The organism is Nodosilinea sp. LEGE 06152, from assembly GCF_015207525.1.
Lineage (GTDB): Bacteria > Cyanobacteriota > Cyanobacteriia > Phormidesmidales > Phormidesmidaceae > Nodosilinea.
Window position 1 is genome coordinate 36,799 of sequence record NZ_JADEWR010000001.1, and the last position, 11,880, is coordinate 48,678.

Sequence of the window (11,880 nt, forward strand, 5' to 3'; positions counted from 1 at the left end):
TCGAATAATCATCCTTTGTCGTATTACTGATAAGCAGCTTTCTTTTGTAGGTAAATGAGTTTAAGGATCGTTAGTTTCAGTCGGTTCGCCTGTAAGGCGACGAGGGATGCGATCGCACCCCTCTAACGTTTCAATCGGCTCTCCCCCGGCAGCCCCCAGCTCTTTGAACTTGCGCGTGGTCACCAGCACCCGGCTCTCTAGACAGCCCGCCGTCTGGTTAAAGGCTTTGACCGAGGCATCGAGCCCGCGCCGCAGCTTGACCATGTGGCTGGTGAGCACGGCCATGCGATCGTACAGTTCGCGGCCCAGGGCGCTGACCATCTGGGCGTTTTCGGCCATTTTTTCGTGCCGCCAGCCGTAGGCGATCGCCTTTAGCAGGGCAATCAGCGTGGTGGGCGTGGCCAAAATTACGCTCTGGCTGACGCCGTACTCGATTAGCTGCGGGTCGTGCTCCAGCGCCGCGCTGAAGAAGGTTTCACCCGGCAAAAACAGCACCGCAAACTCCGGCGAGTCATCAAACTGATCCCAGTAGGCCTTGGCCCCGAGCTGAGTCAGGTGGGTGCGCACTTGACGGGCGTGGGCCACGAGGCGATCGCGTCGGGTTGCCTCATCTGGAGCTTCCAGCGACTCCAAATATCCCTGCAAAGGCGCTTTAGAATCGACAATAATCTGCCGCCCGTTGGGCAGCTTGATCACCATATCGGGGCGCAACCGTCCGCCTTCGGCCTCGACGGTGGGCTGCTCCACAAAGTCGCAGTACTCAATCATGCCCGCCATTTCGACCACCCGGCGCAGCTGCATTTCGCCCCAGCGACCCCGCACCGCCGGTGCCCTCAGCGCCTTGACCAGGTTGGCGGTTTCGCCCTGGAGCTGGTTTTGGCTGATGGCCAGCGATTTGACCTGCTCACTCAGGCTGGCGTAGGCCGAGACGCGATCGCGCTCCAGCGCCTGCAGTTTGCTATCCACCTTCTCTAGGGAATCCCTCAGCGGACCGACGAGGGAGTCGATTGCCTGCTGGCGCAGATTCAGGCTGCCTTCCGCCTGGGTTTGAAAGCTCGATAGGGTAGCCTGGGCCAATTCTAAAAACGACTGGTTGTTGCGCGCCAGGGCGTCGGCAGAGAGGGCCTGAAAGGTGTGGGCCAGCCGCTGCTGGGCCTGGTCGAGCAGGGCAATTTTTTCTTGGGTAGCGCTGTGGGCGTGGGCAAGCTGAGTTTGCAGCTCGGCCAGCTTGGCCCTGAGTAACGAATTTTCCTGCTGGGTTTGGGCCAGGTGGGCAGCGCGATCGCCCAGGGCCTGCTCTAACTCCCCCAGTCGCCCCAGCTGGGCCTCGGCGGTGGCACGGCGGGCCGCTTCGTCGCGCAGCTCGTGGCGGCTGTAGTCGAGCTGGGCCTGCAGATCTCGCTGCACAGTTCGCAGTTCGTCGATGTGCTGGTCTTTGTGATGCAGCCGCTCGATCAGGCCGGCGCGATCGCCCGCCATTTCAGCCTTGGTCCGCTCCCGCACGGTTTGCAGACGGCTGGCCAACAGTAGCCCCGTAATACCCGCTCCAAGCACCAGTCCTAAAATTATGCCGATTGCCGCTGGCATTCCGGTTCTCCTAAACTAGACCGCGCCCCGCAGATCCCAGGCCCTTGGCCATCGGGGTACACGTATACTACACCCATCCACTTGCCCACCCACCCACTCGCCCACTCATCCCCACTATGTCTACCCCATCCACCCTCGCCATCCGCCCCGCCACCCCCGCTGACGTAGCCGCCATAGTGACGCTGATCAAAGCCCTGGCCGACTACGAAAAACTGGCCCACGAAGTGACCGGCAGCCCCGACGACCTGGCCGCTGCCCTGTTTGGCCCTCGCCCCTACGCCGAGGCAGTGCTGGCCTGGGTCGATGACCAGCCGGTGGGCATGGCCCTGTTTTTCCACAACTTTTCGACCTTTTTGATGAAGCCGGGCATCTACCTCGAAGACCTGTTTGTGCAGCCCAACTACCGAGGCCAGGGCATTGGCAAGGCCCTGCTGATCTACCTCGGCAAACTGGCCCTAGAGCGAGGCTGCGGCCGCTTTGAGTGGAGCGTGCTCGACTGGAATGCCCCCGCGATCGCGTTTTACCAGAGCATGGGGGCCGAGATTAAGCCTGAGTGGCAGACCTGCCGGGTGACGGGGGAGACGTTGGAGAGGTTTAGGGAGATGTAGGAGGTGGGAGGGTTGGAGGGTAGGAGCGTGGGAGCGTGGATGGGTGAATGGGTGGATGGGTGGGAGTGCGTTGGATGCTTGTCGGAGGCTCTGCGGGCAGCGGAGCCGCAGAACCAGGGTGCCCAGGCAGAGCTAGGGCACCAGAATGGGGGCTGTCATCTAGATACGGTATAGGTGCTCCAAAAGCGTCAATGCTCAGGGTCTCAGCCTAAATCTACGCTCCTCCGCAACCCCCCGGTCCAACTTGTTCAACCAATCAGACACAGCTTCTTAAACACCCATCCACCCGCCTACCCACCTACCCATCCACCCACCTACCCATCCACCCACCCACCTACCCTCCCACCCCTCCACTTCCCCATTTCCCAGGTATGATTCTGCCCAGAGCGTCTAAGAATTCGGTTCAATATGGCACAGATTTTCATCTCGGCGGGGCATGGGGGCTTTGAAGATGGGGTAGTAGACCCTGGTACCGTGCTGCCTGGCACTACTGAGGCGGCGGAGATGATTCAGATTCGCGACCTGGTAGTGGCTGAGCTCAGGTCACGCAGTTTTGCCGTACTGGCTGTGCCCGACGACCTCAGTGCTGCCCAAACCCTAGCCTGGATCAACGCCCGCTGTCGTCCCCAGGACGTAGCCCTGGAAATTCACGCTGGGGCCTTTAGCGACCCGGCCGTGCGGGGAGCGTCAGTGTTTTATATTGCTAAAAACGACGTGCGCCGCACCCACGCCGAGCTGCTGCTGCTGGCGCTGATTCGGCGGGTGCCTTCGCTGCCTAGCCGGGGCGTCAAGCCCGACACCGAGTCGCCCACGGGTATGCTGCCCTTCTGCCGCAATCTGGGTTGCCCCTCGCTGCTGATGGAGGTGGGCTACCTGAGCAACCCGCAAGACTTAGCCATCATTCAGCGGCAGCGGCGCGACGTGGCCCTCGGTATTGCCGACGGACTGGCCTCCTGGAGTCGGGCGGTGGGTAGCGATATTCCGACTACGCCAGGAGGAAATTTGCCCGAGTTTAGAATTAATCTAAACGGCGGCGTTTACCCAGAAACGGGCATCATTGTGAACAACAATGCCTATATTCCTATTGATATCGCCGATTTGCTAGGGGTAGATGCAACGACCTCCCCCAACATTAACCGTATTCGCTACGCCAATGTGGTCTATATCAAGGCGGTAGACCTGCAAAACTACAACGTGTCGGTGGGGTGGGATGCCGCCACGCGCACCCTGCGGCTGCGATCGCGCACCGGTGTCCAGTTTTGCCCTGGCTCGATCGACCGAATTATGGGTATTGGCAGCACCAACGAGACCCAGCTCAAGCTGTTTCTGCAAAGCGTCAATGCGGCGGCCGCCAATACCTACGGCGATTTGCCCAAGCTCTACCGTGAAGAGGCGGCGATCGAGGGGGTCAACCACGACGTAGCCTTTTGCCAAATGCTGGTCGAAACCAACTCGCTCAACTTTGGCGGCAGCCTCAACCCGGCCCAAAACAATTTTGGCGGCATTGGTTCCCCCACGGGCGGCATGGAGGGGGCCTCGTTCCCCAGTGCACGGGTGGGAGTGCGGGCGCAAATTCAGCACCTCAAGGCCTATGCCAGCCTCGACCCGCTGGTGCAGCGCCAGGTCGATCCGCGCTTTCAGTTTGTGGTGCGAGGCGTAGCGCCCCTGGTCAATCAGCTCAGCGGTCGCTGGAGCGCCGACTCTGAGTATGGTCGCAAAATTATGGCCTTTATGCGGCGGCTCTATGACTCGATTTTGCCGCCCTAAAAGCTGGCGGGAGGGCAGTCCTAACCTGTTGATGGGCAGGCGTAGCGACGCCGATTCCTTAAGCCGTTAGGCCAGCACTGATGGCGCATCCCAAGGCCACTTTAAGAGCTGGCCCTGGGGCGGCAACCCTGGGGGCGGTGGCGCAGTCATAGGTGTAAATATTGGATCCTATTGTTCCGGGCATGGGCATCGGTGATACCGTAAAAAGCGCTGTCCGATGCCCGCAGATCGTTCACTTAAGCTATTCCTCCACCCATGACTCTACTTCGCCAACCTATTGTCTTTGGACTGCTGGTCAGCCGTGCTTTCGTGCTTCTCAAGTGTGGGCTCAAACACGGCCTCAGCCTGTCAGTCGTGTGGTGGTTGATAGCGCTGCCAGCCCTGGCGGTTGAAATGCGGGTGGCCGTGGGCGATCGCCTCAATCAGGCGGTCGTTGGCAGCTCTACCCCAGCGGTGATCAAAAATGGCGCGGGCCAGGGGGTGGGCCAGATTCCCCAGGGGCGATCGGTCACTGTCACGCCTTCGGGGAGCGGGCTACGGTTGGCCGACTGGCAGGGACAGGCCTTTTGGGTAGAGCCTACGGCTGGCGGCTACATTTTTATTAACGACAAATGGTATCGGGGGCGGGTGCTGGTCGTGCCCATCGAGGGCAAAGTAACGGCGGTCAACTGGGTGGATATCGAAGCCTACCTCTACGGTGTTGTCGGTAGTGAAATGCCCGCCAGCTGGCACCAGGAGGCGCTCAAGGCCCAGGCGGTAGCGGCCCGCTCCTACGCGCTGTATCGGCGCAATCGCACCCAAAATGACCTGTTTGACGTGGGGGGCACCACCGCCCACCAGGTGTACCAGGGCCTGGCCTCCGAAACCCCCTCCGTACAGGCTGCCGTCAACGCCACCCAGGGCCAGGTGCTAACCTACGGCGGCCAAGTGATTGAGGCGGTGTTCCACTCCGCTTCGGGCGGTCATACCGAAAATTCTGAAGATATTTGGCAGCGGGCGACCCCCTACCTGCGCGGCGTGGCCGACTATGACCAGGATGCCCCTGTATTTCAATGGTCTGAAACCTTTTCGGCTCAGCAAATTGAACAGCGTATTTCTGGCATTGGTCGCCTGCAGTCGGTTTCTACCGAGCGCGCCACCCCGCGCGGACGCATTGCTTCGATTCGGCTACAGGGCACCCAGGGCACCCGCACCCTGACGGGCACCGAGCTACGCCAGGCCCTGGGTCTGCGCAGCACGCTGTGTTCGCTTACCCTAGCGGGCGATACCCTGCGGGTGGAGGGGCGCGGCTATGGCCACGGCCTGGGCATGAGCCAGTGGGGCGCGCGCGGGCTCGCGACGCGGGGCTACTCCTATCAGCAAATCTTGGCCTACTACTACCAGGGCACGGCGCTCTCCAACGTGCGGGTAGCCGAGCTGCAAAAACAGAACGTGCCGCTGCTGCCCTCACCGGAGGCGCTGCGGCCAGCTCTAGAACAGTAGCAAAAAGAATCTTTGGGTTGCGATCGCGCCGCCCAATATGCTACTTTCTATGTCTGCACGGACGTATAGCTCAGTTGGTTAGAGCACCACGTTGACATCGTGGGGGTCACTGGTTCGAGTCCAGTTACGTCCATCCCTTGATAGGACTTACCAGCTGCCCGAGGCACCGCCACCCGAGGAGTGCCCACCGCCGCTGGAGCTGCTAGAGCTAGGGGGCGTTTTCATGGGAATAGTGCGGGTGTAGTGGTGGGTACGATCGCAGAACCCGCAAACTTCGCTGATCTCGGCTGTGCCCGTGCTGTGGTAGGTGGGGGAGACCAGGGTGTGGCTGCTGACCTTCATGGTTTTGTGGCGGCAGCCAGGGCATTTTTGATAGCCCGAGCCAAAGCTGCTGTAGTCGAAAACCTCGTGGTGGTCGCAGCTGCGGCAGAGCCAAACATCATAGTCGACCGACTTAATCGACTCTTCAGCGCGCTGACCGGCGTTGAGGTAGCGATCGTCGGCCTGCTCGTCGAGGCGCTCCATCTCGACCTGGCACTGGGGGCAGTTGCGCTTGTGGTATCGTTTCCAATGCCCTAGGGCAAAGAGACCCGAAACGGCTCCAACGCCGCCCGCTGCAAGGCCGCCCCCGATCGCTACCTCGGGCGAAACCCAATTGGCTAGCGCGGGCGGAACGTAGGACAGCAACGGATTGACCGCTGGCGGCTGGCTGGGGTCAAAACTTTCGATGATTTCGTTGACGCCGATCGCTGTACCCTGGCTGATATTGCCCTGCCTGAACTGCGGCAGAATGGCGTCGTCGATGATGGCTTGGGCTACCCGGTCGTAGCTGCGATCGTAGCCGCTGCCCAGCTCAATGCGCACCTTGCGATCGCCAGGGGCCACCAGCAGCAAAATGCCGTCGTTGCGGGCGGCATTGCCAATGCCCCAGGTGTTAAACAGGTTGGTGGCAAAGGGCTCGATGGCGTCGTCGCCCGTGCCGTAGTCATAGATTGAGTTCACCGTCAGCAGCACCGCGTGGACCCCGGTGCGACTGCGAAACTGCTCTAGCTGAGCCCTGACCTGGCTCTTGTCGCTGGCGCTCAGCACCTGGCCATAGTCGTTGACGTAGGCATCTTGAAAGGCGGGATAGGCGGCTTGGGCAGGCCCCACGAGCGCAGGCAGCAAAAGGGCGATCGCGCTGACTACGGCCAACAGCCAGTAGCGAACTCGACCCAGTCCCAGAGTCCCAAAGCGGCTGATGGTGACAGACTTGATAGACATGCTTGCAGGGTTCTCAGCAAATGACTGCTCTAAGCATTCCCCAACTGGCGCTGCGGTTGTCAGCGAGTTTATGCCTGGTAGCCTACGTCTTTATCTGGTTCCTTTCCGCTCAGGATGGGGCTAAGGTGTAATTAAATGACTATCGCCGCTATGCTGCAAATTACGCCCCGCACCGCTATTCCCCTCAGCGATATTGAGCTGAGTGCCGTTCGCTCCCAGGGGGCGGGGGGCCAAAACGTAAATAAGGTGTCCACCGCCATTCACCTGCGGTTTGATATCAATGCCTCCTCCCTGTCGCCGCTCTACAAAGAGCGCCTGCTGGCTCTCAACGACAGCCGCATCACCCAGGATGGGGTGATCATCATCAAAGCTCAGCAGCACCGCACCCAGGAGCAAAACAAAGAAGACGCCCTCAATCGCCTCAAGGCTTTGATTCAGAGCGTCACCGTTACCCCCAAAAAGCGTAAGCCTACCAAACCGTCCAAAAGCGCTCAGAGAAAGCGGCTCGACAGCAAAACCAAACGCAGCCAAATTAAGGCCCAGCGCGGCAACGTGCGAGATTAGAACAGTGCGATCGCTCCCGTAGCGCACCTGCGACAAACCTTAATCCAATGATGTTTCCAGCTAATACCAAATCCGAGTCACACAACCCCGATTTGTAACCGGTACCTCGTAGGGAGCATTGCACTGCAATGTCCCTAAAAATCAGGGGTACACAGACAGGACTTGCTCTATAAATAGCCGTCCCTTCGACTTCGCTCAGGGACCGACTATGGCTATTTTTATCGTTGGGGGTGCCGCGCTAGCGGCATGGACGATTGGTATAAGAAACGTCACAAAAAAAAACTAGCGAAAAGCAGTATTAGCTGAGGCTAAAACACCGCTTTTTGCTGTCTCATGCCAAACTTGAGTCGCAAAAAAACCAAATCAAAACAGGTACCTTGTAGGGGAAAACAGACATTTGCCCTTAACCAATGGGGGCAGGCAGCAGCTAGAGTTTGCTGTAAAAATAGCCGTCCCATTGATTTCACTCAGGGAACGGCTATGGCTGTTTGTATTGTTAAGGGTGCCGCACCAGCGACATGGACGAATGGTGCTAAACGCTGAGGCTGGTTTCGTTCTGTTTGCCGGGTACCACAAATGCGAAATACCCCGCAATTAGAGCAGTCAAAGCGTTGAACCAAACGTTGTTGCCAAAAATCGGCATGACACCAAAGGTGGTGTTAGCCAGAGGCAGCAGGCCCATAACGGCAATTAACAGGTAGGAAATAGCAAAGAACCGATTATACAGACGGGCACCGCTGACAGTTTTAGATGCAGCAGCCATGCCTAGAAGGCCAACCGTTAGATGGACCAGGTTGTGCATTAAGTTGGTCGGAAAAAGGCCAAACAGGTAGCCAAACCCTTTCACATAGGCATCGCCAAAATTGGTTGACAGAGGGGCAACACCGGCAACATCGGGCGAGGGCAGGGATACCAGGGCTGGGAAAAAGCCAGCTATACCCAGGGCTGTAAATAAAACGCCCAAAATTAGCGCACAATTGCGTTCGCTCATCACGTTACTATCCTTTGATTTAGAGTTGATTTGGGTTGGACACAGAAGCTTGCTTTAGAGCGACAAAGAACCGTCAAGATGGCCAAAGACTAGACCTGGAGGGGTATCGCAGCTTTGTTAACGGTAAACCCACGACGCTTGGTGGGGTTCCTGCCAAATTACCTAGAAGGGTGAGTAACCAGGGTCGATAAAACAACCTGTTCCAGGCGATATGGCGATCGCTCTACGTTCAAAGTAAACAAACTTTCTCAACCCGGTAATCAACCAGAATATAGAGATATTTCTCTGGCGAATGCTTAAGTTATGCTCCAATTTATTTAAGCTTTTAGCCACGTAGTTTATAAGGGCCTATTTTTTCTAAAAGTACCTATTCTTCTACCCTTCACCAACTGCTAGTAATCTCACGTTCATCAGCTTCGACCATACTCCCTATGACACCAAAAAAAGGCGGATAGCGTAAATGCTATCCGCCTTTCTAGCTAGCCAGAGCAAAGCCGTGGGCTAGACCGCCCAATTAGCTGTTCGAGCCAGGCTCAGAGAACTCAGCATCGATCACATCGTCGCCACCGGAGCTATCGCTGGGGGTAGCGTCGGGGCCGGGGGCTGCACCGGCGTCGCCGCCTGCTTGCTGGTACAGGTTGGTGCTGATGCCGTACAGGGTCTGCTGCAGTTCGCCCGTGAGGGTTTTGATGGTGTCAAAGTCCTCAGCGGCGATCGCATCGCGCAGCGCCTTGATTTGCTCCTCGGCTTTCTCCTTATCGGCAGCGGGCACCTTGTCGCCCATGTCGCTCAGCTGCTTCTCGGCCTGGTAGGCCAGCGAGTCAGCCTGGTTCTTGAGGTCGATGTGCTCCCGACGCTCTTTGTCAGCGGCGGCGTTGGCTTCGGCATCCTTCACCATGCGCTCGACTTCGTTGTCGTCAAGGGTGGAGGCACCCGAGATGGTGATGGTCTGCTCTTTGCCGGTGCCCTTGTCTTTGGCGGTGACATTGAGAATGCCGTTGGCATCGATGTCAAAAATCACCTCGATTTGGGGCACGCCACGGGGAGCGGCAGGAATGCCAGAGAGCTGGAAGGTACCCAGGCTCTTGTTGTCGCTGGCCATTTCGCGCTCGCCCTGGAGCACTTTGATCTCCACGTTGGTCTGGCCGTCTTGGGCAGTCGAGAACACCTCCGACTTCTTGGTGGGAATGGTGGTGTTGCGGGGGATAAGCTTGGTCATCACGCCGCCCAGGGTTTCGACACCCAGCGACAGGGGGGTGACATCCAGCAGCAGAATGTCTTTGACTTCACCAGCCAGCACGCCGCCCTGAATGGCAGCACCGACTGCGACCACCTCATCGGGGTTCACGGTTTCGTTGGGCTCTTTGTCGAGGGTGCGCTTCACCACATCCTTAATCGCAGGAATGCGGGTCGAACCACCTACCAGCACCACCTCGTCGATGGCGCTCTTAGCGATCTTGGCGTCTTTAAGTGCCTGCTCGACCGGAATCCGGCAGCGATCAATCAGATCAGCGCACAGCTCCTCAAACTTACCTCGGGTGAGGGTCATCTCCAGGTGCTTGGGGCCGTCCTGGGTGGCGGTGATGAAGGGCAGGTTAATATCGGCCTGGGTAACGCTGGACAACTCAATTTTGGCTTTTTCAGCGGCCTCGGTCAGGCGCTGCAGGGCCTGCTTGTCTTTGCGCAGGTCGATGCCTTCCATTTTCTGGAACTCACCGGCCAGGTAGTCAACGATCTTCTTGTCGAAGTCGTCGCCGCCTAGGTGGGTGTCGCCCGAGGTGGCCAGCACCTCAAACACGCCGTCGCCCACTTCGAGAATGGAGACGTCGAAGGTACCACCACCGAGGTCAAACACCAGAATGGTTTCGTTGCTCTTGCGATCGAGACCGTAGGCCAGCGATGCAGCGGTCGGCTCGTTGATGATGCGCAGCACTTCGAGACCGGCAATTTTACCGGCATCTTTGGTGGCCTGACGCTGGGAGTCGTTGAAGTAGGCCGGCACGGTGATCACGGCCTGGGTCACTTTTTCGCCCAGATACTTACCGGCGTCGTCGGCTAGCTTGCGCAGAATCTGCGCCGAAATTTCTTCAGGTGAGAACTGCTGACCCGCTTGAGGACAGTCAATCTTGACGTTATTGCCTACGTTCATCACTTTGTAGGCGACTTCGGTAGACTCGGTTTTGACCTCGTCAAAGCGACGACCAATGAAGCGCTTGACTGAATAAAAGGTGTTTTCAGTGTTCATTACCGCCTGGCGCTTGGCAATCTGACCCACTAGGCGATCGCCGTTCTTGGCGTAGGCCACGACCGAGGGAGTGGTCCGAAAGCCTTCAGCGTTGGCGATAACGGTGGGTTTGCCCCCTTCCATGACGGCAACCACAGAGTTGGTAGTTCCTAAGTCAATTCCAACTACTTTACCCATGTTTTCTTTCTTTACTCCGGCTTGACAGCTATATCTATAGTGCTTGCAAAGCCTCTTTCTCTGAAGGAGGGGATACCGAACCGCCGAAGGCGGGGTGGAGTAGGGGGAGTGGGGAGGAGGGTAGGAGGGTGGATGGGTAGATGAGTGGTGAAGGATTCCGCTAATTTTTTCTCTGGCGGGTGAGTAGCCAGCGGTCAAAGGAGCGTTGACTTTCGCTGCTGCGTCGGCCAGCTAGCAAGCCTTCTATACCAATATGCTCGTCCAGGTCAGGCCACTCGATCGCGTAGCCATCGCCCAGCAGTTGCCAACGACTTCTTTCCTCAGCGGTGCCGTGCAGCAGACGAGGATACCAAGTTAGAGGCACGGTCAGGCTCCGACCATCGGCCAGTTCAACCATCAGCTTCTCGGAGTCTACAGAAACCGCTGCCGCAAGAGGTTCAGTCTCAAGGGTCAAAGTAGTCATGCCACGCCTCTAAAATTGCGTTTTGGTTATCTTGAATGATCTTGGCAATCGTTGTGAGTTCGTGATCTTTGAAGCCTCGGTTTTTCTCTAATTTAACTGGGCTGAGCCAGAACTTGGCGATCTGGCGATCGCGCTTAGCGTGAATGTGGGCAGGTTCGCCTCGATCAGAGCTGAAGAAGATAAAACTGTAGGGGCCAACTTGGAGCACTGTAGGCATTGCGACGAACTAGACACACCCAAACGTTAATCACTGGTTAGACGTGAAAGGTTAACCGTTTTTCACCAGGTCATGCTCGCCTAGAGCGGTGAGGCGCAGGTTGGCGATCGCGCGCTTATACACAACAATTAACCCCTGCTCGGCCAGTCGCTCCAGCAATCGCTGGCGATCGTACGCGGGCACCCGGCGGTGAATTTGGTCGGGGTGAATTCTGCCGCCCAGGCACGACCTGAGAATCAGCAGTTCGTCGGGGGTGACGGGCCACACTGAAAGGCTGAGCCTGAGCAGGGTTTTGCCCGTCAGCGTCAGGCCGAACTGGGCGATGGCGTGGTCGTAGTCAAGCCAGCCGCGATCGCGCAGAGTGTGGCAGGCCCGCTCGCGCTGGCGCAGAGAGCTTTTTCGCTCGATGGGCAGTGCGGTGAGGGCGGTGCAACTGCCGCCAGCGGCTTTGAGTTGCTGCAAAAGAGCCAGCTCAAGGGAGGATGGGGCTAGAGAGGTCGTCTGGGTCGCACTCAT

11 protein-coding genes and 1 tRNA gene are annotated in these 11,880 nt (G+C 58.1%); 5 read left to right on the forward strand and 7 right to left on the reverse strand.

The features are described from left to right. Positions 1-60: 60 nt before the first annotated feature. Positions 61-1,587, reverse strand: a complete 1,527-nt coding sequence (gene rmuC, locus IQ265_RS00185) for a DNA recombination protein RmuC (protein WP_194050208.1) — start codon at positions 1,585-1,587, stop codon at positions 61-63. Between the two features lie 116 nt (positions 1,588-1,703). Between rmuC and IQ265_RS00190 the strand changes: the two genes are divergently transcribed. The 4 genes from IQ265_RS00190 to IQ265_RS00205 all read left to right on the forward strand — a co-directional run bounded on the left by IQ265_RS00190 (position 1,704) and on the right by IQ265_RS00205 (position 5,577). Continuing rightward, the gene (locus IQ265_RS00190) at positions 1,704-2,195 is read left to right on the forward strand and encodes a GNAT family N-acetyltransferase (protein ID WP_194050209.1); all 492 of its coding nucleotides are present in this window, start codon (positions 1,704-1,706) and stop codon (positions 2,193-2,195) included. Between the two features lie 408 nt (positions 2,196-2,603). Then, on the forward strand, positions 2,604-3,962 hold the full coding sequence (locus IQ265_RS00195) for an N-acetylmuramoyl-L-alanine amidase (protein ID WP_194050210.1): 1,359 nt from the start codon (positions 2,604-2,606) through the stop codon (positions 3,960-3,962). Positions 3,963-4,217: 255 nt separating this feature from the next. Continuing rightward, positions 4,218-5,444, forward strand: a complete 1,227-nt coding sequence (locus IQ265_RS00200; RefSeq protein WP_194050211.1) for a SpoIID/LytB domain-containing protein — start codon at positions 4,218-4,220, stop codon at positions 5,442-5,444. A 59-nt stretch (positions 5,445-5,503) separates the two neighbouring features. Beyond that, positions 5,504-5,577: transfer RNA gene (locus tag IQ265_RS00205), tRNA-Val, on the forward strand. A gap of 14 nt (positions 5,578-5,591) precedes the next feature. Here IQ265_RS00205 and IQ265_RS00210 read toward each other — a convergent pair. Continuing rightward, positions 5,592-6,707 (reverse strand): TPM domain-containing protein, encoded by a 1,116-nt coding sequence (locus IQ265_RS00210; protein WP_194050212.1) that lies wholly within the window; start codon positions 6,705-6,707, stop codon positions 5,592-5,594. Between the two features lie 150 nt (positions 6,708-6,857). Between IQ265_RS00210 and arfB the strand changes: the two genes are divergently transcribed. Then, positions 6,858-7,271 carry an alternative ribosome rescue aminoacyl-tRNA hydrolase ArfB gene (arfB, locus tag IQ265_RS00215; protein WP_194050609.1) on the forward strand — a complete coding sequence of 138 codons (414 nt, stop codon included), beginning with the start codon at positions 6,858-6,860 and terminating at the stop codon, positions 7,269-7,271. 532 nt (positions 7,272-7,803) lie between these two features. Here arfB and IQ265_RS00220 read toward each other — a convergent pair. The 5 genes from IQ265_RS00220 to IQ265_RS00240 form a co-directional block, all read right to left on the reverse strand. Next, the gene (locus IQ265_RS00220; RefSeq protein ID WP_194050213.1) at positions 7,804-8,262 is read right to left on the reverse strand and encodes a DUF4383 domain-containing protein; all 459 of its coding nucleotides are present in this window, start codon (positions 8,260-8,262) and stop codon (positions 7,804-7,806) included. A 514-nt stretch (positions 8,263-8,776) separates the two neighbouring features. Then, positions 8,777-10,684, reverse strand: a complete 1,908-nt coding sequence (gene dnaK / locus IQ265_RS00225; RefSeq protein ID WP_194050214.1) for a molecular chaperone DnaK — start codon at positions 10,682-10,684, stop codon at positions 8,777-8,779. A 160-nt stretch (positions 10,685-10,844) separates the two neighbouring features. Further along, positions 10,845-11,147, reverse strand: coding sequence for a DUF2442 domain-containing protein (locus IQ265_RS00230; RefSeq protein WP_194050215.1), 303 nt, complete (start codon positions 11,145-11,147; stop codon positions 10,845-10,847). Further along, complete coding sequence (locus IQ265_RS00235; RefSeq protein WP_194050216.1) at positions 11,128-11,364, reverse strand: DUF4160 domain-containing protein; 237 nt, start codon at positions 11,362-11,364, stop codon at positions 11,128-11,130. The genes IQ265_RS00230 and IQ265_RS00235 overlap by 20 nt, the downstream gene beginning before the upstream one ends. A 51-nt stretch (positions 11,365-11,415) precedes the next feature. Next, a complete protein-coding gene (locus IQ265_RS00240) occupies positions 11,416-11,880 on the reverse strand; it encodes a hypothetical protein (RefSeq protein ID WP_194050217.1) in 465 nt (154 codons plus the stop codon).

Excerpts from the sequence above, each read along its gene's own strand:
- IQ265_RS00220 (WP_194050213.1), bottom strand. The coding sequence starts at position 8,262 with ATGAGCGAACGCAATTGTGCGCTAATTTTGGGCGTTTTATTTACAGCC.
- IQ265_RS00235 (WP_194050216.1), bottom strand. The coding sequence starts at position 11,364 with ATGCCTACAGTGCTCCAAGTTGGCCCCTACAGTTTTATCTTCTTCAGC.
- IQ265_RS00190 (WP_194050209.1), top strand. The coding sequence starts at position 1,704 with ATGTCTACCCCATCCACCCTCGCCATCCGCCCCGCCACCCCCGCTGAC.
- IQ265_RS00230 (WP_194050215.1), bottom strand. The coding sequence starts at position 11,147 with ATGACTACTTTGACCCTTGAGACTGAACCTCTTGCGGCAGCGGTTTCT.
- arfB (WP_194050609.1), top strand. The coding sequence starts at position 6,858 with ATGCTGCAAATTACGCCCCGCACCGCTATTCCCCTCAGCGATATTGAG.
- IQ265_RS00240 (WP_194050217.1), bottom strand. The coding sequence starts at position 11,880 with ATGAGTGCGACCCAGACGACCTCTCTAGCCCCATCCTCCCTTGAGCTG.
- IQ265_RS00195 (WP_194050210.1), top strand. The coding sequence starts at position 2,604 with ATGGCACAGATTTTCATCTCGGCGGGGCATGGGGGCTTTGAAGATGGG.
- rmuC (WP_194050208.1), bottom strand. The coding sequence starts at position 1,587 with ATGCCAGCGGCAATCGGCATAATTTTAGGACTGGTGCTTGGAGCGGGT.
- IQ265_RS00200 (WP_194050211.1), top strand. The coding sequence starts at position 4,218 with ATGACTCTACTTCGCCAACCTATTGTCTTTGGACTGCTGGTCAGCCGT.
- IQ265_RS00210 (WP_194050212.1), bottom strand. The coding sequence starts at position 6,707 with ATGTCTATCAAGTCTGTCACCATCAGCCGCTTTGGGACTCTGGGACTG.
- dnaK (WP_194050214.1), bottom strand. The coding sequence starts at position 10,684 with ATGGGTAAAGTAGTTGGAATTGACTTAGGAACTACCAACTCTGTGGTT.